Annotated in this window: 17 protein-coding genes; 5 read left to right on the top strand and 12 right to left on the bottom strand. The window is 72.0% G+C overall.

What is annotated here, in order from left to right; genetic code table 11:
* Positions 1 to 12: 12 nt before the first annotated feature.
* The 7 genes from AB0K14_RS28930 to AB0K14_RS28900 form a co-directional block, all read right to left on the bottom strand.
* A complete protein-coding gene (locus AB0K14_RS28930; protein WP_360465808.1) occupies positions 13 to 894 on the bottom strand; it encodes an expansin EXLX1 family cellulose-binding protein in 882 nt (293 codons plus the stop codon).
* A 226-nt stretch (positions 895 to 1,120) separates the two neighbouring features.
* Positions 1,121 to 2,143 carry a succinylglutamate desuccinylase/aspartoacylase family protein gene (locus AB0K14_RS28925; RefSeq protein ID WP_360465811.1) on the bottom strand — a complete coding sequence of 341 codons (1,023 nt, stop codon included), beginning with the start codon at positions 2,141 to 2,143 and terminating at the stop codon, positions 1,121 to 1,123.
* A 105-nt stretch (positions 2,144 to 2,248) separates the two neighbouring features.
* Positions 2,249 to 3,508 (bottom strand): aminotransferase class III-fold pyridoxal phosphate-dependent enzyme, encoded by a 1,260-nt coding sequence (locus tag AB0K14_RS28920; protein WP_360465814.1) that lies wholly within the window; start codon positions 3,506 to 3,508, stop codon positions 2,249 to 2,251.
* 91 nt (positions 3,509 to 3,599) lie between these two features.
* A complete protein-coding gene (locus AB0K14_RS28915) occupies positions 3,600 to 4,397 on the bottom strand; it encodes an ATP-binding cassette domain-containing protein (RefSeq protein WP_360465817.1) in 798 nt (265 codons plus the stop codon).
* Positions 4,394 to 5,401 (bottom strand): ABC transporter ATP-binding protein, encoded by a 1,008-nt coding sequence (locus AB0K14_RS28910; protein WP_360465820.1) that lies wholly within the window; start codon positions 5,399 to 5,401, stop codon positions 4,394 to 4,396. The genes AB0K14_RS28915 and AB0K14_RS28910 overlap by 4 nt, the downstream gene beginning before the upstream one ends.
* Complete coding sequence (locus AB0K14_RS28905; RefSeq protein ID WP_360465823.1) at positions 5,398 to 7,200, bottom strand: ABC transporter permease subunit; 1,803 nt, start codon at positions 7,198 to 7,200, stop codon at positions 5,398 to 5,400. The genes AB0K14_RS28910 and AB0K14_RS28905 overlap by 4 nt, the downstream gene beginning before the upstream one ends.
* A gap of 5 nt (positions 7,201 to 7,205) precedes the next feature.
* Positions 7,206 to 8,666, bottom strand: coding sequence for an ABC transporter substrate-binding protein (locus AB0K14_RS28900; protein WP_360465826.1), 1,461 nt, complete (start codon positions 8,664 to 8,666; stop codon positions 7,206 to 7,208).
* 238 nt (positions 8,667 to 8,904) lie between these two features.
* On the opposite strand from AB0K14_RS28900, the gene AB0K14_RS28895 reads away from it, so the two are divergent.
* From AB0K14_RS28895 to AB0K14_RS28880, 4 genes are all read left to right on the top strand, one after another.
* Positions 8,905 to 10,422, top strand: coding sequence for an ABC transporter substrate-binding protein (locus tag AB0K14_RS28895; RefSeq protein ID WP_360465829.1), 1,518 nt, complete (start codon positions 8,905 to 8,907; stop codon positions 10,420 to 10,422).
* A gap of 6 nt (positions 10,423 to 10,428) precedes the next feature.
* A complete protein-coding gene (locus AB0K14_RS28890) occupies positions 10,429 to 12,204 on the top strand; it encodes an ABC transporter permease subunit (RefSeq protein WP_360465831.1) in 1,776 nt (591 codons plus the stop codon).
* A 137-nt stretch (positions 12,205 to 12,341) separates the two neighbouring features.
* Positions 12,342 to 13,469, top strand: a complete 1,128-nt coding sequence (locus tag AB0K14_RS28885) for a hypothetical protein (RefSeq protein ID WP_360465834.1) — start codon at positions 12,342 to 12,344, stop codon at positions 13,467 to 13,469.
* 546 nt (positions 13,470 to 14,015) lie between these two features.
* Positions 14,016 to 15,437, top strand: coding sequence for an endo-1,4-beta-xylanase (locus tag AB0K14_RS28880; protein ID WP_364339280.1), 1,422 nt, complete (start codon positions 14,016 to 14,018; stop codon positions 15,435 to 15,437).
* 156 nt (positions 15,438 to 15,593) lie between these two features.
* On the opposite strand, the gene AB0K14_RS28875 is transcribed toward AB0K14_RS28880, so the two are convergent.
* Entirely contained in the window at positions 15,594 to 16,616 is a 1,023-nt protein-coding gene (locus tag AB0K14_RS28875; protein ID WP_360466291.1) for a PaaX family transcriptional regulator C-terminal domain-containing protein, read from the bottom strand.
* A gap of 271 nt (positions 16,617 to 16,887) precedes the next feature.
* On the opposite strand from AB0K14_RS28875, the gene AB0K14_RS28870 reads away from it, so the two are divergent.
* On the top strand, positions 16,888 to 18,240 hold the full coding sequence (locus AB0K14_RS28870; RefSeq protein ID WP_360466295.1) for a PHB depolymerase family esterase: 1,353 nt from the start codon (positions 16,888 to 16,890) through the stop codon (positions 18,238 to 18,240).
* Positions 18,241 to 18,383: 143 nt separating this feature from the next.
* Here the strand turns inward: AB0K14_RS28870 and AB0K14_RS28865 are convergent, their stop codons facing one another.
* The 4 genes from AB0K14_RS28865 to AB0K14_RS28850 form a co-directional block, all read right to left on the bottom strand.
* Positions 18,384 to 19,730, bottom strand: coding sequence for a glycoside hydrolase family 6 protein (locus tag AB0K14_RS28865; RefSeq protein WP_360466298.1), 1,347 nt, complete (start codon positions 19,728 to 19,730; stop codon positions 18,384 to 18,386).
* Positions 19,731 to 19,742: 12 nt separating this feature from the next.
* A complete protein-coding gene (locus AB0K14_RS28860) occupies positions 19,743 to 21,551 on the bottom strand; it encodes a glycoside hydrolase family 6 protein (RefSeq protein WP_360466301.1) in 1,809 nt (602 codons plus the stop codon).
* A 402-nt stretch (positions 21,552 to 21,953) separates the two neighbouring features.
* Complete coding sequence (locus AB0K14_RS28855; RefSeq protein WP_364339275.1) at positions 21,954 to 23,426, bottom strand: glycoside hydrolase family 43 protein; 1,473 nt, start codon at positions 23,424 to 23,426, stop codon at positions 21,954 to 21,956.
* Positions 23,427 to 23,583: 157 nt separating this feature from the next.
* On the bottom strand, positions 23,584 to 25,230 hold the full coding sequence (locus AB0K14_RS28850; protein WP_360466307.1) for an RICIN domain-containing protein: 1,647 nt from the start codon (positions 25,228 to 25,230) through the stop codon (positions 23,584 to 23,586).
* Positions 25,231 to 25,751: the final 521 nt, after the last annotated feature.

Below are 25,751 nucleotides of genomic sequence, written 5' to 3'. Positions count from 1 at the left end.
CCCCGCACCGGGTCAGGGTGCGGGGAACTGCAGGCCCGTGGCCTGGACGACGTCGGGCTTGACCGGCAAGGGGTCCACGACCAGGCGCCGGCCGTGGATGTCGGTGACCGCGATGGCCCCGCCGCAGCCCGCGCCGTTCTCGGAGAGGAAGTAGTTGTAGTCGGTGCGGGTCAGCTGCTTCCACTGCCCGCCCGCCTGGACCTCCACCCGGGCCAACGGGTTGCGGTGGTCGATGGCCTGGATGCCGCACCAGTACTGGCTGGACCCGGTCTTGTAGCGGATGGAGATGGTCTTCGACAGCTCGGGGCTCACCAGCGTCCACGTGATCGGGATCTCGCCCAGGTTCGGCGCGGCCAGGCGGGCGAACGCCTCCGCGCTCAGGTCCAACTGCCCCACCCGGCACGGTTGCGGGCACAGGTTGGTGATCCGCACCGTCAGGCTCGCACCGTTGGCCGCGCGGACCAGGACGTACGCGCCGCACGCCTTGGAGTCCTCGTAGTCGGCCCAGTTCATCGCGGCGGTCAACGGATCAGGACCGGGGTCGTACGAGCACGCGCCACCGCCGTCGGAGTCGTAGAACGTCGCCACGCCCTGGTTGGCGACCCCCGGCTTGATCCTCCCGGCCAGCGGCGCGTCACCCGCGGCCGCGGCGGGTGGCGGCGTCGGCGCGGCCACCGGGGTCGACGGTGCGGTGTCGGCCTCGCCGATCGCCGCACTCGGCGACGTGGGCACCGACTCGCTCGCACCCGGTGTCGTCGACGACGTACCGGAGGCGGACAGGTCCACCCCGGCAACGGCGACCGGGGATCCCGCGACACCCCGGTCCTGGACCACGACCACGGCCGCCGACAACACGGCCACCACCACCGAGGCCACCAACCAGCGTCTTGGCACCGAACCTCCTACGCGACGAAGCAATGGCCGGCGCGCCGGGCACGGCGGCCGTGATCGTGCCAAACGCGGACCCACCCCGGCAAGCGAACGTCTCGCACGTCTCCTGCGCCCGACCGCTGCGCGCCACCCGGGTCAACGCGGTGTCGGGTCAACGGGGGTGTCGGGTCAGCGGGGTGCCGGGTCAGCGGGTGCCGGGTCAGCGGGTGCCGGGTCAGCGGGTGCCGGGTCAGCGGGGTGCCGCGATGGCGGCGAGGTCGGTGCCGGGCACCACGGTCAAGCCGTGCATGCCGTAGAAGACGCGTCCGGTCGCCGTCGCGCGGACCTCGTGCTCCCGACCGTCGACGGGGTCGGTGATGCGGCCGATGACCTGGCCCTCGGTCACGTCGGTGCCCGCGGCGAAGTGCGGGTACCACAGGCCGGTGGCCTCGCAGACCACGGCTCCGGCCCAGACCCACTCGGTGACCGGTGGGGTTCCGACGTCGTCGCCGTCGAGGAAGTCGAGCAACCTCAGCAGCGCGTCGACGAGGCGCTCGGCCGCCCGCGGGTCGCGCTCGCCGAGCTGGCCGGTCTCGACCAGGATGGCCGGGATGCCCCGGCGGGCCGCCGCCGCGTGGCTGTTGCCACCGTCGGCGTCCAGGCCGAGGACCACGTCCTCGTAGCCGATGACGCGGGCCATGGCGGCGGCCTTCGCGTCGAGTTCCGGGTCGCCGGTGAGGCGGTAGCCGACGAAGTCGCGGAGGAACTCGTCGATGCGACCGGAGTGCAGGTCGACGTACGCGTCGGCGCCGTCGACCACGTTGGCGAACAGCCAGGCCGCCAACCGCTCGGTGGGGCCGCCCCGGGGGTCGCCGGGGAAGACGCGGTTGATGTTGACCCCGTCGAGCGGGGACGTGCCGAGCCGTCCGTCGTAGACGGCGGGAGGGTTGGCGACCAGGCAGAGGAGCACCTGTCCGCGCACCCGATCGGGGTCCAGGCGGGTCGCGAGCCGGTGGGCCGCGTCGATCCCGGTGAACTCGCCGCCGTGGACACCGGCGGTGATCACAACGCGGGGGCCCGGCCTGCTGCCGTTGACCAGGACCAGCGGGATGTCGACGGTGAGCGTGCCGAGGTCGGCCCGCACGCTGTCGCGCACCTTGGTCCCCGGTCCGGCGGCCAGCGCGCCGACGACGAGCGTGGTCGCACGGCTGTCGGTGATCGCTGCGTCGGTGATCGCTGTGTCGGTCGCTGCGTCGGTCGCTGTGTCGGTCATGGTGGCGTCACGCCTCCGTCCGGTTCGAGGTGGAGTTGAAGTCGATGGGCTGCGTGGACGCGGGTCGAGCGCGAGGCCGCGCCGACGTCGTCGAAGCGTCCGCCGTCACGGCGCCACCACGCCCACCTCGACCGCGGACGCCCACGCCCGCAGCCCTTCGTCGACGGACTGCTCGTCGATCACCAGCGCGGGGATCATCCGCACGACCTGGTTCCACGCGCCGCACAGCAGCAGGAGCAACCCCTCCTCCGCGGCGGCGCGCTGCACCCGGGCGGCGGTCTCCCCGTCGGGGCGGCCGTCCGGGGTGACGAACTCCGTGCCCAGCATCAGGCCGAGGCCACGCACGTCACCGATCGCCGGCGTCGTGGCGGCGACCGCCTCCAGCCCGGCGCGCAGCCGTCGGCCCATCCGCTCGGCGTTGTCGACCAGCCCCTCGTCGCGGACCACGTCCAGCGTCGCGCAGGCGGCGGCGCAGGCGACCGCATTGGCCCCGTACGTGCCGCCCTGCGAGCCCGGCCACGCCTTGCGCATCAGCGACTCGGGCGCCGCGATGCCGGACAGCGGGAAGCCGCTGGCCAGCCCCTTGGCGGTGACCAGGACGTCCGGCACGACGCCGAAGTGGTCGTGCCCCCAGAAGCGGCCCGTGCGGCCGACGCCGGTCTGCACCTCGTCCAGGACCAGCAGGAAGCCGTGCCGGTCGGCGCGTTCGCGCAGGCCCTGCACGAAGCGGCGGGTCGCGGGCACGTACCCGCCCTCGCCCAGCACCGGCTCCACGACGACCGCGGCCGTGTCGGCGGGAGCGGACACGGTCTGCAGCACGTAGTCCAGCTCGCGCAGCGCGAAGTCGGTGGCGGTCTCCTCGTCCCAGCCGTACCGGAACGCGGTCGGGAACGGCGTGACGACCACCCCGCCCATCAGCGGCGAGAACCCGGCCCGGAACCGCGTGCCGGAGGTGGTCATGGACGCGGCGGCCACCGTGCGGCCGTGGAAGCCGCCGTGGCAGACCAGCACGTTCGGGCGGCCCGTGGCGTGCCGCGCCAGCCGCAACGCCGCCTCGACCGCCTCGCTGCCCGAGTTGGCGAAGAAGAGGCTGTCCAGGCCCTCCGGCAGCACCTCGCCGAGCTTGTCCACCAGCCGCAGCAACGGCTGGTGGAGCACCGTCGTGTACTGGCCGTGCACGAGCTTGCCGACCTGCTCCTGGGCCGCGGCCACCACGGCCGGGTGACAGTGACCGGTGCTGGTGACGCCGATCCCGGCGGTGAAGTCGAGGTAGCGCCTGTCGTCCTCGCCGTACAGGTGGACGCCCTCCCCCCGAACCGCGACCATGGGCGTGGCCTGGCGGAGGTGCGGCGACAGTGCGGTCATGGTCGTCTCCCTGGGTCTCGCGGGCGACATAGAGCATCTCCGGGACCGGCAGGCTCGACAACGCGAGCTCCGTCCGCCCGGGGCGTGGACCTCATGGCGCCGGGTCTGCCCAGACGGGGCTCACGACGGACCGCAGCAGCTCGCGCGTGTGGTCGTGGGCGGGTGCGTCGCACACCCGGCGAGCCGGACCGGACTCGACGATGCGGCCGCGGTGCAGCACCGCCACCCGGTGCGCGACGTGCCGGACCAGTGCGAGGTCGTGGCAGATGAACAGCTGGGCGAGCCCCAGTCGGTCCTGCAACTCGGTGAACAGGTTGATCACCCCGGCGCGCACCGACGGGTCGAGCGCCGACACCGGTTCGTCGAGCACCAGCAGCCTCGGCTCGCTCGCCAGCGCCCGCGCGATGCCGACCCGTTGGCACTGCCCGCCGGACAGCTCGTGCGGCAGCCTCCGGGCGACGGACCGGTCGAGGTGCACGAGGTCGAGCAGTTCGGCCACGCGCGCGGGGCCGGCCGCGGCATCCCAGCGACCTTGGACGCGCAGCGGCTCGGCGACCGCGTCGAACACCGTCTTGCGCGGGCTGAGCGCGGCGTGCGGGTCCTGGAACACCGGCTGGACACCGCGCCTGAGCGTGCGGAGTCCGCGTTGGTCCACAGTGGTCAGCTCACGGCCTTCGAACCGGACCGACCCGCCGTCCGGCCTGCGCAGCACGAGCACCGCGGCGGCGGTGCTGGACTTGCCGGACCCGGACTCGCCGACCAGGGCGAGCGTCTCCCCCGCGGCCACGGTGAAGGAGATCCGGTCCACCGCCGTCACGGGCGGGGTGCGGCGTCCCCGTGCCGGGTAGCGGACGACGAGGTCGCGGACTTCGAGCAGTGGCGCGGTCATGCCGCGGACCCCTCGAACAGGTCCGTGGTGCGGCGCGGCAGGTCGTCGAGCCGGTGGCAGGACGCCCAGTGCCCCTCCCGCCACTCGGTGGGCTCGGGCTCGTGGGCCGTGCAGGAGTCCGTCGCCGCGGGGCAACGCGGGGCGAAGGCGCACCCCGGTGGCGGGGAACCGCTCGTCGCGGGCGTTCCGGACATCGCGGGCAGGTACCTGCTCTTCGCGTGCCGCGGCGGCAACGACGCGATCAAGCCGGCCGTGTAGGGGGCACGCGGCTCGCGCAGGACCCGGTGGACCGGTCCGGACTCCACGTGCCGGCCCGCGTACACCACGAGCACGCGGTCGGCGTGGGCGGCGGCGACGGCGAGGTCGTGCGTGACCAGGACGACCGCCATCCCGGCCCGCTCGCGGAGCGTGCCGAGCATGTCCAGGATCCGGGCTTGGACGGTCGGGTCCAGCGCGGTGGTCGGCTCGTCGGCCACCACGAGGTCCGGCTCGTTGACCGTCGCCATGGCGATCACCGCGCGCTGGCGCATGCCACCGGAGAACTCGTGCGGGTAGGCGCGGGCACGGCGGGCGGCGTCCGGGATGCCGACGCGGTCGAGCGCGGCGACAGCCCGTTCCAGCGCCGCCCTGCGCCCGCCTCCCCGCACGGACCGGACGGCGAGGGCGAGTTGGTCCCCGACGGTGTGCACGGGACTGAGCACGGACAGGGCGTCCTGCGGCACGAAGGCCATCCGGCGTCCCCACAACGCCCGGTGCGCCGCACCCGCGGCACCGACCAGCTCCTCGCCGTCGAACCGGATCCGACCGCGCACGCGCATCCCGGTGGGCAGCAACCCGAGCACGGCTCGCGCGATGAGGGACTTCCCGGCGCCCGACTCCCCCACCACGGCGAGCATCTCGCCCGCCGCGACGTCGAAGGACACGTCGCGCACCAGTTCGACCTCGTGCGGCCGGGTCGCGGTGATCCGCAGGCCGCGGACTTCCAGCAGCGCTCCAGCGCTCATCGCGCACCAACCCCTTCGACGATCGGCACCCGGCGTCGCCGGCGCATCGCGCCGAACGGCCCGGAGCCCGTTCGGCCCGATCCGCTCAGCGTGGACAACGAGACCGCGAGCGCGGCGAGCAGCAGCAGCATCGCCGCCGGTGCGAGTGCCGCCAGCGGAGCGCGCTCGACGTAGGGCAGCGACTCGGCCAGCATCAGGCCCCACTCCGGCGCGGGTGGCTGCGCGCCGAGCCCGAGGAAGCCCAGGGACGCCAGGGCGAGCGCGATGATCGGCAGGCGCAGGACGGCGTGGCGGGCGACCGGACCGGCCACCGCCGGCAGCACGTGGCGCAGCAGGATCCACGACGGTGGCGACCCGATGGCGCGCAACGCCGTCACGTAGGAGGCGGCTCGCGTTTCCTGGACCAGTGCCGCCGCGTGGGAGGCCAGCGGCGGCCAGGACACGAGCGCGACCGCGATGGACGCGCCCACGGTGCCGGGGCCGAGCACGGCGGCGACCAGGATGCCGGCGATCACCGGCGGCACGGCGTTGGCCGTCTCCGCCACGCCCGACGCCAGGCTCGGCAGGAATCCCAGCACCACCGCGAGCACGTAGGAGCACAGGCACACGCCCGCCGCCACACCGAGCGTCGCGGCGGCGCCGTGGCCGACCCTGGCGAGGACGTCCCGGCCGAGTGCGTCGGTGCCCAGCGGGTGCGCCCACGACGGGCCCGCGAGCCGGTCGGCCACGTCCAGCCGCAGCGGCTCCAGCAGCAACCCCCAGCAGATGACCACGGCCGGCACCACCGCGCACACGAGCGGGACCACCTGCCGCGCACGGCCGGTCGTCCCCGCCACCGGCGCGGGCAGCGACAACGCGGCGTCGCGCAACCCGGGTCCGAGCAGCCGGTGCCGGACGAGCGCCGCCACCGTTCCCGCGACCACGCCCAGGAGCACCAGCGCGAGCACCGAAGCCTGCAGCAGCGGCAAGTCCTGGGATTCCGCGGCGCCCAGGGCGGCGCGGCCGATGCCGGGCACCGCGAACACGGTCTCGACGGCCACCGCGCCACCGGTCAGGCCGACGGCCACGAGGCCGATCTGCGGCAGCAGGGGAGGCAGGACGCGGCGCAACGCCGCCCACGCGATGACGCGCGGCGTGCACCCCGAGGACCGCCACAGCCCGACCCAGCGCTCCCGCAGCGCGGCCGGCAGGGCGTCGTCGACCAGTCGTCCCAGCACCGCACCCGCCGGGATGCCCATCGCGAGCGCGGGCAGCACCAGGTGCCGCGGTCCGTCCCAGCCGTACGGCGGGAACCACCCCAGCCACACCGAGACGACGATCAACAGGATCGTGGCGACCAGGAACTCCGGCAGCGCCGCCAGCGCCGCGGCCCCACCGCCGCCCGGACCGCCTCGCAGCGTGCCCCGCGCCCCGCGCACGACCGTCCGCGCGCACAACGCGCCGGCCACCAGCAGGGCGACGACCAGCGCCGCGCCCATCAGGGTCGACGAGACGCCCAAACCCGACAGCACCGACGGCAGCACGTCACCGCCGCTGACCCAGGACCGCCCGAGGTCGCCGCGCAGCACCCCGCCCAGCCAGTCACCGAACAGCCCCGCCGGGCCCGCGTCCAGGCCGAGTTCCCGCCGCACGGACGCCAGTGCCTCCGGCGTCGCCTCCTGTTCGGCGGAACGGGCACGCAGCACCGACAGCGCCGCATCACGACCCGACAGCCAGGGCAGCGACCCGACGACCGCGACGACCAGCGCGAGCGCACCGGCGCGGGACAGGAGCGCACCGGCGCGGTCGCGCACCGACACGCCGCTCACCTCAACCGGGTGGCCGCGGTGACCAGCATCCGCTCCCGCGGGTCCTTGGCCGAGTCCGCCACCGACGCCAGGTCGCCTTGGATGACGCGTTCGTGCAGCATCGGGATCGCCGCGTCGGTCCGCAGCACCGCCGCCTCGACCTCCAGGATCGCGGCCCGGCGCTGATCGCCGGCTTCCACCCCCGCCGCCTTCGCCACGGCCGCGTCCACCGCCGGGTCGCACAGCCCCGCGATGTTGAACGACCCGTCGCAGGCGAAGTCCGACCTCAGGTAGGCGACGGGATCGCCGGAGTCCAGCACCGTCGCCCTGGACAGGATGAACGCGTCGAACCTGCCGGCCAGCATGTCCTGTTCGATGTGCGCGTACTCGCGCACGACCTGGTTCACCGTGAAGCCCTTGTCCTGCAGTTGCTGTTGCAGCACCGATGCGACCTCGGGCAGCTCGGCCCGGTCGGTGAACGTCGCGAGGGTGATGGTCGCCCCCGCCGGAGCCGCGGCCTTCGTCCGATCGCCCGGGGCTTTCCGCCCCTCGGCCGCCCACGGCAGCGCCGGTCCGAGCAGGCCCTGCGCCACGTCGGCCCGTCCTTCGTAGACGCCCTTCACGATCGCCTCGGCGTCGATCGCCTCCCGTGCCGCGGCACGCAGTGCGGGATCGGCGAACGGCCCGGTCCTGGTGTTGAGGTACAGGGTGTTGGTGCGCGGCATCGGCACCTCGGTGATCGTCCGCTGGTCCAGCAGCGCCGCCTGGGACACCGGAACCGCCTCCACCACGTGGGCCTCACCGCTGCGGATCGCCGCGGCGCGGGCGGCGCCGTCCGGCACGAACGAGACGTCGATGCCCGCGGCCTTCGCCTTGTCACCCCAGTAACCGTCGAAGCGGTCGAGCGTGGCGCCCGTCGTGCCGTTGACGCGCACCAGCTCGAACGGGCCGCTGCCCGCGCCGATCGGGTTCACCTTGCCGTCCGGGGCGTACGCCCGCTCGGCCAGGACGGACAGCTGCGGCGAGGAGAGTCGTTGCGGCACCAGCGGATCCGGCACGTCGGTGGTGAGCACGATCTTGTCCGCCTCGGCGCGGACCTCCAGGCGGACGCCGTCGAGGATGCGCGGCTTGGGCGAGGCCTTCATCGCGCGGGTCAGCGTGTTCGCGGCCACGGCCGCGGTGAGCACGCTGCCGTCGTGGAACGTCACGCCCTGCCGGACGACGAATTCCCACGTCGTGTCGGACGTGCGGGTCCACCGGGTGGCCAGCGCGGGCCGCGCGTCGCCCTTCTCGTCCAGGTTCACCAGCGTCTCGGCCGTCGACCAGCGGGACAGCTTGAAGGCGTCGTCGCTGAACGGCGACAGCGCCGAGCGCGGCGGCAGCATCATCGCCACCTTGATCCGGCCTTCACCGGACGGGTCGTCGGTGCCGGTCGCCCCGGTCGCGAAGCACCCGGTGAGGAGAACGGAAACAGCCATGAGGCCGGCTGCGGCCAAGGGCGTGCGGTGCTGCATCAGAGCCTGTCCCGGGGTCGTCGAGAAGCGAACGACCGGACCGTAGCTCATGACAATCGTTTCCATCAAAGGCGCGCTCGATCGTTGAGATTTCAATCACCCCGGACCGAGCTTGGTAAGCCTTGCCTTATACGGTGTCGTGGCCCTCACCGCCGTCCGGTGAGTCAGGACGTACCCACCGCTCCGCACGACAGGACCCACCATGCGCTCAACCACCTCCGGCTTCGTCGCCGCGCTCGCCGCCATCCCTTTGCTGGCAGGTTGTTTCGTGTCGGGCTCGGGCGACCCGAACGCGCAAGGCGGGTCGGCCGGCCGGGTCCGGGTCGCCCTCGCGGTGCCGCCGGTGCAGGCCCTGTCCCCCTACAGCAACGACGCGACCGCGCTGAGCAAGCTGTCTGTCGCCGAAGGACTCACGGCGCTGGGCGCGGACGGCGTCGCCGCACCCGCGCTGGCGAAGTCCTGGACCCGGACGGACAGCACGACCTGGGTCTTCGAGCTGCGCCAGGCCAAGTTCCACGACGGCACCGAGGTGACCGCCGAGTCCGTCGTCAACGCGCTCGACCACGCGGGCGCCGCGAAGTCCAAGCCCCGCGTGCTCAGCGACGTGACGCTGACCGCGAAGGCCGAGGACGCCGACACCGTCACGATCGGCACGAAGGTCGCCGACCCGGTGCTCCCTCTCCGTCTCGCCAGCCCCGCGCTGGGCATCTTCGCCGCGAAGGCCTACGCGGCGGACGGCTCCGTCAGCCCCATCGGCGCGGGCACCGGCGCCTTCCGGATCACCGGACTCACCGGGAAGACCAAGGCCACTTTGGACCGCTTCGACGACTACTGGGGCGGCAAGGCCAAGGTGCCCGGGATCGACGTGACCTGGATCGCCGACGGCGCCGCCCGCGCCAACGGCCTGCGCGCGGGCGAGGTCGACGTCGCCGAGTGGATCCCCACCTCCCAGGCGAAGCTGCTGGACGCCGGCACCCGGCACGAGGTGCCCTCCGTGCGGACCGACAGCTTGGTCCTCAACACCTCGGGCGGTGTCTTCGCCGACACCTCGTTGCGCTCGGCCGCCCGTGAGGCGGTGGACGGTTCCGCGCTCGTCGACTCGGTCTTCGGCGGATATGCCGACCCCGCGCGTGGCCTGTTCGGGCCCGCTGTGCCGTGGGCGGCCGACAAGCGGGTCGAGGTGACCGGCCGCGCGCCGGCCGCGACCGCCGACCAGGTCAGGTCGAAGACCGGCGGCACGCCACTGCGCCTGGCCACCTACACCAACCGCGCCGAGCTGCCCGAGATCGCGACCGTCGTGCAGCAGCAGTTGGAGCAGGCCGGGTTCGCGGTGCGGCAGGACGTCCGCGAGTACACGCAGATGGAGGCCGACCTGCTCGCCGGCGGGTACGACGCGCTGGTCTTCTCCCGGGTGACGCTCCTCGACACCGGCGACGCGGTCGCGTACCTCGCGAGCGACTTCGCCGGCAACGGCGTCTACAACATCGCCCGGGTCAAGGACTCCGCGCTCGACCAGGCCATCGCCGCCGCCGCGGCGGAGGACGACCCGACGCGGAGGCAGCAGAAGATCATGCTCGCTGAGGCGGCGGTCCTGCGCACCGACGCCGTGGTGCCGCTGGTCCACGAGAAGGTCGTGCAGGGCATCGGCGCGAACGTCGAAGGCGTGCGCCTCGACCCCCGTGAGCGCAGCCTGATCGACCTCGACACCCGCCTGAAGTAGCGACGGATGATCAGCACCAAGTCCACCGGCGTCGACGCCCGCCCGCCCCGGTGGCAGGCGGGCGCGGGCCGCGTCGCCGCCGGTGCGGGGCTGCTGACGGCCGTCACGCTGCTGCCTTGGCTGTCCGGGACGGACCCCGCGCTGACGGTCCTGCGGGCCCGCTCCGCCGACCAGGACCCCACCCCCGCGCAACTGGCCGCGGTGCGGGCGCAACTCGGCCTGGACGAGGGACCGCTCAAGCACCTCGCGCGGTGGCTGGGAGGACTGCCGCGCGGTGACGCGGGCACCTCCTGGGTGTCGGGTGAACCGGTCCTCCCGCAGGTGACGAGCGCCTTCGCGGTCTCGACCACGTTGATGCTCGGCGCGCTCGTGGTCACGCTCGCGGTGGCCGCGCTGGTCATCGCGCGCACCCTCCACTCCGGCGCACGGCAGGCGCCGGCACCGGGGCGGGCGGGCACCGGTGCCGCCTTCCTCGCCGCGCTGCCCAAGTTCCTCCTCGCCGCGCTGCTCGCCACCGTGTTCGGGGTGTGGCTGGGGTGGTTCCCGTCCAGCGGCTGGGCGGGACCGGCGTCGATGGTGCTGCCCGCCCTCGCCCTCGGCGTGCCGTCCGGGGCGATGATCGGCGGTCTGCTCGACCAGTCCCTGCCCGCCACCTTCGCCGAGCCGTGGGTGCGGACGTGGCACGCCTGCGGGATCCCGCCCGGGCGCATCGCCGTGCGGGCGCTGCGCGGCGCGGTGGCCGGGGTGCTGCCCCAGCTCCTGCCGACCGTCGTCGCCCTCGTCGGCGGCGCGGTCGCGGTGGAGAAGATCTTCAACATCCCGGGGCTCGGCCGACTCGCCCTGGACGCCGCGATCGCCCAGGACCTCCCGCCGCTGCAAACCGCGACCCTGGCGCTCGCCCTGCTCGGCGTCGCCGCCGGAATGCTCATCCAGGCCCTGCGGCACGCCCTGCTCGGTCCGGCCCTGCGGGAAGGCGGGCTGAACGCACCGCACGCACCGGTCCTCCGGTCGCGCCGCTCCACCCGCCGGGTGGCCGGGTTCTGCGCGACGACCCTGTTCGCGCTGGTCCTCCTCGGGTTGCTGCGCGATCCCCTGCACGTCGACACGGCGGCCCGCCTGCTGCCGCCTTCGGCCACGTACCCGTTGGGCACGGACGCGCTCGGTCGTGATCTGCTGGCCCGGCTGGGACACGGCGCGCTGCGCACCGGCGGCCTGGCACTCGCGGTGACGGCGGTCAGCGTCGTCACCGGGCTGCTGCTCGGCATGGCGGGACGGGTGACCGCGGGACCGACCGAGGTCATGTCGACGCTGCCCGCCGTCCTGGTCGGACTCCTGACCACCGCGGTCACCGGGCCCTCGGTGTGGGGTGCCGCGGCCGCGGTGTGCCTGGTCGGCTGGACCCCTTACGCCGCCCAGACCGCGGCGTTGTCCGAACAGGAACGGGCGAGCGGTCACGTCCTGGCGTCGATCTCGTGCGGTGCCGGCCCGACGCACCTGCTGCGCCGCCACCTGCTGCCCGCCGTGCTGCCGGCCGTGCTGCGCAACGCCCTGCTGCGCCTGCCCACGACGGTCCTCGTGCTGGCGTCGCTCGGCTTCCTCGGGCTGGGCGAGCAACCGCCCACACCGGAGTGGGGTCGTCTGCTGGCCGAGAACCAGCCGTACCTGGAACTGGCGCCCTGGGCGGTGCTCGGGCCGGCCTCGGCGCTCGTGCTGCTCTCCGTGCTGGCCATGTCCGGCACCGCGTCGGCAAGGCGCAAGGTCGGACGTGCCACGACGGGTTGACCGAGGAAGTCACACCCCTGCCGCGCCACTACCCCGCACCCGGACGAGGGGGCATCATCTGCGCCATGCCGTTCACCGCATCCCGTGGGCTCGGGCGCCAGACCGAACGCTGGTTCGTCCGAAGTGGAACCCCGACCATGATCGAGGGGTACGGGTTCTTCTCCCACATCCTGCCCCGGATGCTGCCCGCCCTGGTCTTCGTCACGTTCGGGAGCCTCGCGTGGCTCGTGCCGCTGAAGACCGCCGGTGCCCATCGGTGGGCGTTGCTCGGCGTCGTGCTCGTGGTGACGGCGGCCGCGTGGGCGACCGTGCGGACCTTCCTCCGGCGGCTGCCCCGCTTCTCGCCGACGGCCACCGTCGCGATACTCGTCGCGTACGCGGCGATGCCGGTCGCCGCGCCCCTGATGCAACTGGCCGTCGACGACGACGTCACGGCGCCCGCGGGGCAGGACGTGGGACTGCCGGGGTTCGCCCTCTTCTTCGCCGGCGCCTTCGCCGCGACGCTGCTGGCCACCACCTACGGGTTCGGCACGCTGCTACGTCGGGCGATCGTGCACGTGGTGCAGGACCTGCGCAACAGCACGCACCTGCTCGGGCGGGCCCTGCCGTCGATGTTGTTCGTCACCCTGTTCCTGTTCTTCACCGGTGAGCTGTGGCAGGCGATGAACCGGTTCACGACGTGGCGGCTCGTGCTCGTCGTCCTGCTGTTCGCCGCGGTCACCGTCCTCGCCGCAGCCGCGCGCCTGCGCGACGAGATCGGCCGCGTCGAGCAGGACCTCAGCCCGCCCCTGCTCACGGCGGCGTGCCAGGGCACACCGCTGGCCTCCGTGCCGATCGAGGAGCTGGCGCGCGAGCAGCCCTTCCGCGCGGTGCCGCTCAACGGCCGCCAGTCCCGGAACCTGCTGGTCGTGCTCGCCACCCGGCAGCTCGTCCAGGCCGCCGTGGTCGGGCTGGCGCTGTTCGGCTTCTTCATCGTCCTGGGCCTGATCGTGGTCACGCCCGAGACCGCCGAGCAGTGGATCGGCGCCCCGGCCGCGCGGTCCGACCTGCTGCCGTCCGTGCCGGTGGCGCTGCTGCGCAACGCCACCCTCTTCGCCGCGTTCGGCAGCATGTACTTCACCATCACCTCGATGAGCGACACCGATCATCGAGAGCGTTTCTTCGCACCGATCATCGCCGGGATCGAGCGGACGCTGGCGGTCCGGGCGGTCTACCTGGCGGTGCGGCGCGACGGCGGGCCCCGTGCAACGCGCGGCGCACGATGAGCGCCGGTGACCGACCAGCCGGCGTGGTCGAATCGGAATGCCCGCGGGCACGTGTACCGCGCCGTCGGGTACGAAGCCGTTGAGCGTTCCTTGCTCCTGCGGTGTCCGCGCCGGACAGCTCACCGGCCGGCGGTTCCGGCAGCTCCGGCGCGGAAGCGGAGGTGCGAGTCGGACAGGTGGACCGGGATTCGCCATGTCTCCAACCCGCCGCCACCGGTTGGAATGGTTCATTGCCGCCAATGGAGCAGTACGAAATTTTTAGCATCGTTTTAGCTCGGCACATGCCATTCGCGACGCGGCCGAGAGGCCCGTACAACGCTTGTGAGCGCCCACAATAGGTGGGATACTTCCGGCATCCAGGTCGATCCAGGGACAGCCCGTCGAAACTTCCGCCCAAAGTTTCGAGCGGCGAACCCGTTCACCGGTTCGCCGATTCCGGATCCGCCGCTGTCCACCCGCGAAACGTCGCGCACGGAAAGCCTGGACGAGCCCGATTCACCACTACCCGTCGGACACGCGGCGGCTGTCCCTCAGAAGGTGTCACACATGAAGCTGACAGCGAGGTCAGTGTCACGAGCAGCGCTCGTGGCGGCTTTGGTGGCCACAACCGGTGGCGCGGTGATCTTCACGGCCACGACGGCCTCGGCCGCGAGCACGCTCGGCGCGTCGGCGGCGCAGACCGGCCGGTACTTCGGCACGGCGGTGGCCGCGGGCAGACTCGGCGACTCGACCTACTCCGGACTCCTCCAGCGCGAGTTCGACATGGTCACCGCCGAGAACGAGATGAAGATCGACGCCACCGAACCCAACCAGAACCAGTTCACCTACGGCAACGCCGACCGCATCGTCAACCTCGCCCGATCACAGGGCAAACGAGTACGCGGCCACACCCTGGCATGGCACTCCCAGCAACCCGGCTGGATGCAGAACATGTCCGGCTCGGCATTGCGCAGCGCGATGCTCAACCACGTCACCAAGGTCGCCACCTACTACCGAGGCAAGATCTACGCGTGGGACGTGGTGAACGAGGCGTTCCAGGACGGCAGCTCCGGCGCGCGTCGTGACTCGAACCTCCAGCGCACCGGTAACGACTGGATCGAGGCGGCGTTCCGCGCCGCCCGCGCCGCCGACCCGAACGCGAAGCTCTGCTACAACGACTACAACACCGACGACTGGACGCACGCCAAGACCCAGGCCGTCTACCGGTTGGTGCAGGACTTCAAGCAGCGCGGCGTCCCCATCGACTGCGTCGGCCTCCAGTCCCACTTCAACCCCCAGAGCCCGGTGCCCGGCAACTACCAGACCACCCTGCAGAACTTCGCCAACCTCGGCGTGGACGTGCAGATCACCGAGCTCGACATCGAGGGCTCCGGCTCCGCGCAGGCGGCGAACTACGAGCGCGTCGTCAAGGCCTGCCTCGCCGTGACCCGCTGCACCGGCATCACCGTGTGGGGCATCCGGGACACCGACTCGTGGCGCGCCTCGGGCACCCCGCTGCTGTTCGACGGCTCGGGCAACAAGAAGCCCGCCTACACGGCGGTCCTCAACGCGCTCAACGCGGCCCCGCCCTCCTCCACCACCACGACCACCACGACGACGACCACCTCGACGACGACCTCCACGACCACGTCCACCACCACGACGACATCGACCACCACGACGACGCCGGTACCGGGCGGTTGCGCGGCCTCCGTGTCCGCGCTCGACCAGTGGAACGGCGGCTTCGTGGCCACGATCAAGGTCTCGGCGGGCTCGTCGAGCGTCAACGGCTGGTCCGTGTCGCTGGCACTGCCGTCCGGGGTGAGCATCGTGAACTCCTGGAACTCCGGGCGAAGCGGCAACACCGGCACGGTGACGTTCACCAACGTCGCCTACAACGGCGGCATCCCCGCCGGCGGGTCCACCGAATTCGGCTTCCAGGCCAACGGGACCGCGGGCGCCCTCTCCCTCACCTGCTCCGCCGGCTGAGTGCCCGCACAGCACCGGTGACGCCGGCGGCCGGACTCGTTCCGGTCGCCGGCGTGGCGCATCCGCCGGGAAGGACGTCACCGTGACCGCACCGCGCCGCGACGGGCTCGCGGCGCGGTGCGATCACGGTTCGACGGCAGACCCCGTGCGACGCGATCACGGTTCGACGGCGGACCCGGTGCGCTGCCGGGTCGACGGCGACTCGCCGAAGCCGGCGTCGGGGCCGTTGCGCACGCTGTCCAGCAGGTCCGCGACGGTGTGCGCGCGGATGTCGGTGAGGGGTCCGGTGGTGAACCTGCCCGCGACGGCCCGGACGTGGTCCGCGGCCGGGCCGGCGAGGCCGTCGTAGACGGCGGTGAACAGGTCGCGGGCGGGTTCGCGCAGCCATCCCGGTGGGAGCAGGTCGAGAGGCAGTCGGGGGTCGAGGTAGGGCAGCCGTCGGTAGGTGTCCATAACCTCCGTGCGCGCGCGGACCGCCTCCGCCCCGGTGACCCGGGCGTCGCGCACCCGGTCGAGCAGCGGGCTCCAGCACTGGATGAAGGCTTCGTACTGGCGGGCGATGTCGGTGGTGTCCCAGGCGTCGAGGGGGTTGCGGCCGACGACCGAGCCGACTTCGACGTGGCGGGCGCGGAAGACGGTCAAGGCGCCGAAGGCGAGGTCGGCCAGGTACGACCTGGTCTTGTCGGCGAGGTCGTGCGGCGAGATCCACAGACCGTCGTAGAGGGGCGCGAAACCGAGCCAGCGCAGGTGGCTGCGGAACTCGCGCCGCCTGGCGACCTCGTCCTGCGGCAGGGAGAACGCGATCAGGGTCCACCGCTGGTCCCAGGTCCCGGTGTCGACGGCGGAGGAGACGATGGCCCGGCCGCCCGTGGACAGGACGGTCGCGACGGCCTCGGTGAGCCGGTAGGAGCTGTTGCGGCCCTGCTTGCTGCCTTCGAGCACGCCGCGGCGGGCGAGTCGGCTGATCGAGGCCCGTGCACCCGCGTGGCTGACCCCCGCCTCGGCCAGCAGGGCCACGATGGCCGCCGACGGCAGCCAGGCACGGGTGCGCAGCGTGTAGTCGGCGAGCAGGGTCACGGTCAGTCCCTGCGGTGAGTTGCCCGCTTGCCGCCGGGGCAGCCGGACCGGGCCCGCGGCGTCGTCCGGGAAGATCTCCTCGATGTCATAAGGGCTCGTCACGGCGGCTCCGGCGGTGGCTCGGGAGGGCGGTCGGAACCGACTGTAATCGGCGCGAGTGGAGCAGGCCGCAACTGTCGAGACGGTTGATTGACAGTTTCCTGATCGAGGTCCAAGCTAAGTGTCACATAACGGGTGCGGGCAGCCTCGACCAGGCACGACAGCATCCGGCGGGCACGTCCACGCGTGGATCTCCCCTTCGCCGCAGTCGGGTCTCCCTGCCCGCAGCCAACTTCCCCCATCCGGTCGCGCGCGGAACAAAGGAGTCGAGCGCATGAAGATCAGAGGAAGTCTCCTACTCGCCGCAACAGCGGCACTGGCCGTCGGCGGCCTCGCCGCCACAGCACCCACCCCCGCATCGGCGGCGTCGTTGACCGAGGTCACCAGCTTCGGCAGCAACCCCGGCGGGATGCGGATGCACGTCTACGCGCCGGACTCGCGCCCGGCCAATCCCGGGATCCTGGTGGCCATGCACGGGTGCGGCGGCTCGGGCCCCGGCTTCTACTCGGGCAGCGAGTTCGCCTCGCTGGCCGACCGGCACGGCTTCGTCGTGATCTACCCCAGCGCGCAGCAGGAGGCCGGGTTCGGCAAGTGCTTCGACACCTGGTCGGACACGGCCAAGCGGCGCGGCGGCGGCAGCGACCCGGTGTCGATCATCTCGATGGTGACGTACGTCCAGCAGCGCTACGGCGGTGACCCGAACCGCGTCTTCGCCACCGGGTCGTCGTCCGGCGGCATGATGACCAACCACATGCTGGCCCTCTACCCGGACGTGTTCAAGGCAGGTGCGGCGTTCATGGGCGTGCCGTTCAACTGCTTCGCGAACGCCGCCGACTTCCCGCCCGGCAACAGCCGGTGCACCGGCAGCGGAGGCGCGAACCGGACACCGCAGCAGTGGGGCGACGCCGTCCGGCAGGCCTACCCGGGTTACACCGGCCCGCGGCCGCGGGTGCAGCTGTGGCACGGCACCAACGACACCCTCGTGCCGTACTCGCTGCTCCAGGAGACCATCGAGCAGTGGACCAACGTGTTCGGCCTCAGCCAGACACCGACGTCCTCCGACACGCCGCAGCCCAACTGGAACCGCCGCCGCTACGCCGACACCTCCGGCACCGTCCAGGTCGAGGCGTACAGCATCCAGGGCGCCGGGCACAGCCTGCCCTCCACCGGCATGGCCGCGCGGGCGGTCGAGTTCTTCGGCCTGGACCGCACCGGCCCCACCTCGACCACCACGACAACGACTACCACAAGCACCAGCACGAGCACCACGACGAGCACCACCACGACAACGACGACGCCGCCCGGGTCCGACTCGTGCCGGGTCTCCAGCACCGTCAACGCGTGGAACACCGGCCTGACCGAGAGCATCACCATCACCAACACCGGCAGCACCGCGATCAACGGCTGGTCCCTGGTCTTCACCCTCCCCGGCGGGCAGACCATCACCTCGGGCTGGAGCGCCACCTACTCGCCGTCGTCCGGGCAGGTGACCGCGCGCAACGTCGCCTACAACGCCGCGATCCCGCCGAACGGCTCGGTGGGCATCGGGTTCCAGGCCACCCACACCGGCAACACGGCCAAGCCGACCTCGTTCACCCTCAACGGCGCGGCCTGCGCCACCGCCTGATCGGGCAGGTGCGCCGGAGTTCTCCCGGCCACCACACCAGAACGCCCCGGCCACCGAGAGGTGGCCGGGGCGTTCTGGTTCCCTCAGCGGTTCCCCGTCCCGCGGAGGCGATGACCGGGACGGGGATCCGCTTCAGGACCGGGTCAGGAACACGCGGTGCCGTTCAGGGCGGGTGAGCCGAACGGCGGTGTTGCTCCGTTGTAGCCCGCGTTGTAACCGATGGTCGTCGTTCCACCGGTCGGGAGCGAACCGTTCCAGGACGCGTTGGTGACCCGGACCACGTCGCCCGTGTCGGTCCACGTCCCGTTCCAGCCCTGGATCACGGACACACCGGGCGACGAGAACGTGAGGGTCCAGCCGTTGACGGCCTGGCCCCGGTTCACGATCACGATCTCGCCGGTGTACCCGTCCGACCACTTGCTGACCACCCGGTGGGTCACCGTGCAGCCACCGCCGGGGTTGTTGCCCGTGGTGGTGGTGGTCGTCGTGGTCGTGGTCGACGTCGACGTTGTCGTCGACGTCGGACCCGCCGCGATCGCCAGGTCGTACGCGCGCTGCGGCACGAACTGGCCGGCCGGCGCGATGCAGCCGTCCGCCTCGCCCGGCAGCTTGACCCACAGGAACGCGGCGATCTTGGAGTCGCCCGTGTTGGTCGTGCTGGGCGTGCCGATCGCGCGCCCGGGCGGGTCGCACCACTCGGTGCCCTGCGGGCCCTTGCCGTTGCGACTGGTGTCGATCACGGCCGTGAGCCTGCCGTCGCCGACGGCGTTGAGGATGTTCTTGGTGTACGCCACCTCGTCGGACGTGCTGCGGTAGTTCGACACGTTCGAGGCGATGCCGTCGGCGCTGTTGGAGATGTCGGCGGCGCGGAGCCTGTTGGCGGCTTCCGCCGGGCTCAGCCACGCCGAGTTGCCGATGTCGTAGTACACCTTGGCCTGCGCGGAACCGGACTTCAGCTTCTTGCCCGCGTAGGCCATCGACGCCCTGGTCTGGCTCTGCTGATCGGCGTTCTGGCAGTTGCTCATGATCGGCAGCACGTCGGGTTCGAGCACGATCGTCGCGGGACGACCAGCCAATCCCGCCGCGACCTCGTCGACCCACGCCCGGTAGGCCTGGTGCGAGGGCGCGCCGCCACCGCTGGCCCCACCGCAGTCGCGGTTGGGGATGTTGTAGACCACCAGGATCGGGATCTTCCCGGCCGACGCCGCCGCGCCCACGAAGGAGCTGATCTCCGAGCGCACCGTCGAGGTGTTGGTGGTGGTGTACCACCGCGCCTGCGGCACGGAGGCGATCCGGTCACGGATGACCGACGCCCGCGAGTCGCCGGGGTTGGCGGCGACCCACTTCGCGCTGGAGGTCGACGGGTCGACGTAGAACGCCGAGTCGGCCGCTTGCGCGGTCGCACCGCCGCTCACCGCCAGGGCCACCGCCCCGGCCAGGAGTGCACTGGAGAGGACGCACGCGGTCGCGGTCCGTTTCGTGCGCGTCATCGTGTCACCCCCTCACAGGGCCGGGTACGCGTTCTGGACGAGCGAGGTGAACCCGGCGGGGAACCACGAACCGGCGTGCGGCGCACCGGCCATGGCGCCGGTCAGGTTGCCGCCGTTGGCCTGGTCGTCGCCGCGGAAGGCCGGGTCGCACATCGGGTCGTGCTGCTTGCCTTCCTCGTTGGGGCCGTCGGTCTTGGTCGCGATGCCGTCGGACTCACCCGGAGGCTTGATCCACACGTAGGCGTCGAAGCCCGCCCGCGGTGCGGCCGTGGGCCGTGCGCCGATGCCCGCGCCGGCCTGGTTGCACCAGTTGCCCCGGTGCAGCTTGCGGTCGATGCGGCCGGAGTTCACGTACGCGTCCACCGTCGAACCGCTCGCACCGGTGGGCCGGTTCGGACCGCCCCAGCCGTTGCGGGAGGTGTCGATCAGCATGCCGATGCCGCTGGGGAAGCCGGCCGCGATGAAGCGGTTCCGCATCTCGGTGCCGAAGTCGGCCTCGTCGAAGTACGGGTTCCACTGGTAGAAGGTCGCGGACCGCAGCTGCTGGCTCCCGACGGTGAGGTTCGGGTCGGGCAGGTTGGGCTCGTCGGTCGGCGAGGTGTTGGCCATGTTCGACACGAAGCCGTCGATGCTGTTGACGCCCTTGGTGGTGCCCTTGATGGTGTTGCCGATCAACTGCACCGAGGGACCCATGTTGGTGTCCCAGCCCAGCCAACCCGCGTGCCCGATGTCCACGTAGTTGTAGACGTTCGGGATCGCGCTGAGCTTGTTCAGGGCGTACTGGATGCCCTGGACGTACGCGCCGCTGGAGCTGGCCTCGGCGCACTTGGGCTTGCTCAGGTTCGTGACGAGGTTCGGCAGCGAGTCGGGCTCGACGATGTTGACGATCCGCAGGCTGCGGTACTTCGGGTCGGCCAGGATCGCGGCGATCGGGTCGATGTACTCGGCCTTGTACCGGGCCAGACCGTTCTCGCCGACCTTGAGCTCGCCGTTGGACGCGAGCGCGGCGCAGTCGCGGTTGGGGAGGTCGTAGACGACGACCTGGATCACCACGGGCGTGCCGCCGGCGGCCTGCCGCAGTGCTTCGTCGAGGTGACCGGTCAACCCCCGGCCGGCGGTGATGGCGCCGATCCGGTCCATCCACACGGCGGTGGAGTGCTGGGCGACCTTGCGCATGGAGGTGCCGAGGGCGCCACCGGTCGCGTCGGCCAGGGTGTTCACGTTGGCCACGTAGTCGGGGTTCAGGTAGCCCTTGGCGCCCGCGTACGGGTTGGGCAGGTGCTCACCGGGGTTGTCCGGCGTGGTCGAGGTCGTCGTGGTCGTCGACGTCGTGGTCGACGTGGACGTCGAAGTGGACGTCGAGGTCGAGGTGGAGGTCGAGGTGGAGGTCGACGTGGACGTCGAGATCGGGTCGCCGCACGTGGTGCCGTTCAGCTTGAACGACGTGGGGAGGGCGTTCGAGCCCGAGAACGAGGCGTTGAAACCGAAGGACGCGCTCCCGCCCGTGGGCAGCGTCGACGACCACGAGGGGTTCTTCGCGCTCACGTGCTGACCGGACTGGGCGTAGGTGGCGCTCCAGCCGTTGGTGATCTTCTGGTTACCCGGGAAGTCCCACTCCAGCGTCCACCCGCCGGAAATCGGGTCGCCCAGGTTCTTGAGCGTGACGTTGGCCGTGAAGCCGGTGTCCCACTGGTTGACCTTGTAGTCGACCGAACACCCGGGTGCCGCGCTGGCCGAGGTGCTCGCCAGGACCAGCAGCCCCGAACACAGGGTCAGGGCGGCGGCAGCGGCGCCGCCGCGTGCCAGTTTTGTCGCATTCATTCAGGTCCTCGCAGCGTCGTTGCTGTGTTGTGGGTAAGGGGGGAAACTTTCCGGGAGCGCTCCCAGTCGTGCGGTCGCTCGATGGCTGGTCCGAACCGTGGCGGCATTCGGTCCGGCAGCTCGGCTACCGGGACGGTCGCGGCAAGGCCGCGCAGCGGTTGCATCTCCCGCGGAGAAGGATTCACTCTGGGTGTCGAATGTAACCACGCGCAGCAGCGCAGTCAATTGCTCAAGAATGCTAAAATTGTTATCGCTAACTTTAGCTGATTCGCAGCGCAAACCTTTCGCTATTCGATCTTGCAGGCCCGTCACGTGGAAGTTGGGAGCGCTCCCCGAAGGTGTTCACCCACCTGAACCAACGGAATGATTGCGCTCAACCCGTTTTGTTAGCGTGCACAGGTCTCAGCCGAAGCCGCGGTAGTCGAACCAGTCGAACGCCGCGACACCGCGCGTGACGTACATGCCGACGACCCGTCCGGCCGGGTCGGTGCTCACCTCGGGCGAGAGGTAGCGGCCGTCCAACTCCGCCAAGGGACCCGGATCGTCGTCCACGTGGAACGCGATGGTGTCGGGCCCGGCGGGCACGACGCCCGTGGACTCGTCGGTCGGGCGCACGAAGGACGGTGGCACGAGGTCGGTCGTGCGGGTGACCACCGTGAGCGTGATCGGTCCGGGCCGCCTGGTGCGGCTGGCCACGACCTGGCGCACCGGTCCGATCCGGGCGACCACGTCCACCCGGCCGGCCACGACCTCGAAGTCGTAGCGGTGCGCGTCGTCGCGCCGGATGCTCAGACCAGCGCGGCCCGTGCCTGGGTCCAGCCGGACCGACACCCGTGAGTCCGGGTGCCGCAGCCGGCTGCCGACGAACGTGCAGCCGGGGCGGTCGAGGGTGTCGCCGGTGGCGCGCAGCGTCAGCCAACCGGGGCGTTCGGTCAGCGACCAGGACCCGTCCGGCAGCCCGCGCGGGGAGATCCAGGACGGGGCGAGCACGAACTCGTCGAAGTCGTCGCGCGCCGGCAGCGGCGGCAGCGGTCGGCACTCCTCCGGCGTGGGCGCCGTTCCCGTCACCTCGTCGACCACCGGCCACTCGTCCTCCCAGCGCACGGGGGTCAGGAACACCTCCTGCCCGAGCACGTGGAAGCCCGACGGGTGCTCGCGGGTCCCGGGCTGCACCAGCCACCAGCCCCCACCCGGTGTCGTGACGAGGTCCGCGCGGCCGATGCCCCGGATCGCACCCCCGGTGCCGACGAGCGTGCCCGGCGCGGGCTCGAACGGCCCGCGGGGCGTGCGCGCACGGGCGACCGCGAACGCGTGGTCGTCCTTGAACAGCAGGTACCACCAGTCGCCGACGTGGTACAGGTGAGGTGCCTGCGCATACCGGGTTTCCGTGCCGCGCCACGTCCGCCACGGACCGTCCAGCACCGTTCCCCGGTAAGGGTCGATGCGGGCGGTGCCGCCGTCGGACGTGGTGCACCAGCAGTCGCCGTCCTCGTCCCACGCCAGGTCCGGCGCGACGCCGGGCAGGTCGATCCACACCGGGTCGGACCAGCGACCGGCCAGCCGCTCGGCGGTGACGACGAACGTGCCGCCCGTCGACATGTCCGTCGCGATCACCCAGAACCTGCCGCCGTGGTAGCGGATGGTGGGCCGGTGGACCCCGCGCGAGGCGGGCGTGCCGACCGGCGGCCGCAGCTGTTCCGGCCGGCGCAGGACGTTGCCGACCTGTCGCCAGTGCACCAGGTCGCGGCTGTGGAAGATGGGCACGCCGGGGAAGTACTCGAAGCTGGAGCAGACGAGGTAGTAGTCGTCACCGACTCGGCACACGCTCGGGTCGGGGTGGGATCCACCGATCACGGGGTTGCGGGCGGTGCGCACGGTGTTCCTCACTGGATAGCGGGTGGACGTCGAGCAGGCCGGCGCGGTGGGCGCCGGTCCCCTCGCGGTGCCGTGCGAGGGGACCGGCTCGGGAGCCGTGCCGACGGGGTGCGTGACGCGACGGCGCCGGAGGGCGGACGCGCCGTTCGGGCGACCGTCAGGCGCGGCTCCACTTCTGGTTGTTCTGGCCGTTGCAGGTCCACAGGATCAGCCGGGTCCCGTTGGCGGTGCCGGCCTGCTCGGCGTCCAGGCACAGCCCGGCGTGGGTGTTGCGGATGGACCCGTCGGACCCGAGGGTCCACTTCTGGTTGGCCTGTCCGTTGCACGACCACGTGATCACGCGCGTGCCGTTGGCCGTGCCCTGGTTGTAGGCGTCGAGGCACTTGTCGCCGAACACCCGGATCTCGCCGCCCGCCCAACTGGTCCACTGCTGGGCCGCGGCGGTGTGGCAGTCCTGGAGCAGCACGTTCGCACCGGCGGCGGTGGAGGCGTTCTCGACGTCGACGCACCGGTTGGAGCCGGTTCCGCGCAGTCGGGACGTGGTGGCGGAGATCAGGCTGCCGCCGGAGACGCGGAACGCCGCCACGCCGTGCGCCGGCACGCTGGCCGAGATCGCGCCGGTGGAGGTGGAGGTGCCGCCGGTCCACAGGTCGGTGAGGGAGAAGGAGCCGCCGGACAGGCCGATCTGGGCGGCGGTGGTGGACACCGTGGCGGTGCCGCTGCCCCGGTTGAGCAGTCCCACCGCGACCGAGCCGTCGGCCAGGGGCTTGGCGAGGACCTCGGTGTTGCCGTCGTCGCGCACCCGCCGGCCGCCCACGCCGAGCGGGTCCTGGTTCACCGCCAGCAGTCGCGGGTTGCGCAGGATCGCGCTGACGTCGGCGGACATGGTGCGGATGTCGTTGCCCGCCATCAGCGGCGCGGCCATCAGCGCCCACAGCGCGAAGTGCGCCCGCGACTCGGTCAGGCTCAGCCCGGGACGCCCGACGACGAGCATGTCCGGGTCGTTCCAGTGCCCGGGACCGGACTGGACGGCGAGCGGGGCGGTGATGTCCAGGACGTTGCCCACGCCCATGGGGTAGCTGTTGGTGTTGCCGTTCTGCCAGATGTCGAGCAGGTCCTCGGTGGTCCGCCAGAGGTCGGCGATCTCGCCCCAGTTGTACTTGTCACCGGTGGGAGCGTGGAAGCTGTTGGAGTTGATGCTGTACACGATCGGGCGGCCGGTGGCGCGCAGGGCGTCGCGCATGATCTTGAACCGGGCGATCTGCTCGTCCCGGGTGCCGCTGCCCGAGCACCAGTCGTACTTCAGGTAGTCCACGCCCCACGAGGCGAACGACTGCGCGTCCCGGACCTCGTAGCCCTTGCTGCCGGTGGAGCCGGGGTGCGTGCCGACGCCCTGGGCGCAGGTCTTCTCGTTGGGCGCCTGGTAGATGCCGAACTTCAGGCCGCGGGCGTGGATGTAGTCGCCGAGCGCCTTCATGCCGCTGGGGAACTTGGTCGGGTGGGCGCGCAGGTTGCCCTGCGCGTCGCGCTGCGGGTCGAACCAGCAGTCGTCCACGACGACGTACTGGTAGCCCGCGTCGCGCATCCCCGAGCTCACCATCGCGTCGGTGGCCTGGCGGACCTGCCCCTCGGTGATGCCGCAGCCGAAGCTGTTCCAGCTGTTCCAGCCCAGCGGCGGGGTGAGCGCGGGACTGCCCGGCGCGGCCTGGACCGCGGGCCCGGTGGGCGCCGCGGTGAGCAGTCCCAGCGCCACCGCGGCCGCGGCGGCGAGGTGGAGGAGTCGTCTGCGCGTGCCAGTGGGCATCGTCGTCCCTTTCAGCTTCGACCGGGACGCCGTCGGCGTCGGTCACGGGATCGGCAGGGTGGGTCGGTCGCGATGAGCACGCGACGCGGGGCCGACGGACAGCGAGCGCGGAACGCGGTGGCGTCAGGCTCGGCGGGGGTGGGTCCGGCGGAGGCGGGTCCGGCCGGGCACACCTCGTCGCACACCGGATCCCGAGGGCGACCGGCAAGACGTGCCCGTCGCGGTTCGTGCCACCGGAGTTCGTCGCATCGGAGTTCCCCACGTCATCTTCGACGGCGGTCGTGGCGGCGCGCACCGGGCGGGATGACACCCGAAACGGCGCGCCTCAAGGTCACGCCAATGAAACTATGGTCGCCGAGGCGGGTCAAAGCTAAATGTGAGCGCTAACTTTGAGCAACCTGCCCGTGAAGAGGTGGACCAGGTCTTATCGACGCAGCGCGCGGGGGCCACGATCGGCAAGTTGCGCCGTTCAGCGCATCGGGCGACACCGGTCGACCCAGGTCTCTTGTGAGCGTGAACAA

Origin of the sequence: Actinosynnema sp. NPDC050801, assembly GCF_040673975.1 — a bacterium.
GTDB lineage: Bacteria > Actinomycetota > Actinomycetes > Mycobacteriales > Pseudonocardiaceae > Actinosynnema.
Note: the sequence above shows the minus strand (reverse complement) of the source record. Positions and strands in the feature narration are given on the sequence as shown.

What these genes read in the sequence shown, in the direction of transcription:
- AB0K14_RS28925 (WP_360465811.1), bottom strand. Translation starts at nt 2,143, where the DNA reads ATGACCGACACAGCGACCGACGCAGCGACCGACACAGCGATCACCGAC.
- AB0K14_RS28920 (WP_360465814.1), bottom strand. Translation starts at nt 3,508, where the DNA reads ATGACCGCACTGTCGCCGCACCTCCGCCAGGCCACGCCCATGGTCGCG.
- AB0K14_RS28915 (WP_360465817.1), bottom strand. Translation starts at nt 4,397, where the DNA reads ATGACCGCGCCACTGCTCGAAGTCCGCGACCTCGTCGTCCGCTACCCG.
- AB0K14_RS28910 (WP_360465820.1), bottom strand. Translation starts at nt 5,401, where the DNA reads ATGAGCGCTGGAGCGCTGCTGGAAGTCCGCGGCCTGCGGATCACCGCG.
- AB0K14_RS28900 (WP_360465826.1), bottom strand. Translation starts at nt 8,666, where the DNA reads ATGGCTGTTTCCGTTCTCCTCACCGGGTGCTTCGCGACCGGGGCGACC.
- AB0K14_RS28895 (WP_360465829.1), top strand. Translation starts at nt 8,905, where the DNA reads ATGCGCTCAACCACCTCCGGCTTCGTCGCCGCGCTCGCCGCCATCCCT.
- AB0K14_RS28890 (WP_360465831.1), top strand. Translation starts at nt 10,429, where the DNA reads ATGATCAGCACCAAGTCCACCGGCGTCGACGCCCGCCCGCCCCGGTGG.
- AB0K14_RS28885 (WP_360465834.1), top strand. Translation starts at nt 12,342, where the DNA reads ATGATCGAGGGGTACGGGTTCTTCTCCCACATCCTGCCCCGGATGCTG.
- AB0K14_RS28880 (WP_364339280.1), top strand. Translation starts at nt 14,016, where the DNA reads ATGAAGCTGACAGCGAGGTCAGTGTCACGAGCAGCGCTCGTGGCGGCT.
- AB0K14_RS28870 (WP_360466295.1), top strand. Translation starts at nt 16,888, where the DNA reads ATGAAGATCAGAGGAAGTCTCCTACTCGCCGCAACAGCGGCACTGGCC.
- AB0K14_RS28865 (WP_360466298.1), bottom strand. Translation starts at nt 19,730, where the DNA reads ATGACGCGCACGAAACGGACCGCGACCGCGTGCGTCCTCTCCAGTGCA.
- AB0K14_RS28860 (WP_360466301.1), bottom strand. Translation starts at nt 21,551, where the DNA reads ATGAATGCGACAAAACTGGCACGCGGCGGCGCCGCTGCCGCCGCCCTG.
- AB0K14_RS28850 (WP_360466307.1), bottom strand. Translation starts at nt 25,230, where the DNA reads ATGCCCACTGGCACGCGCAGACGACTCCTCCACCTCGCCGCCGCGGCC.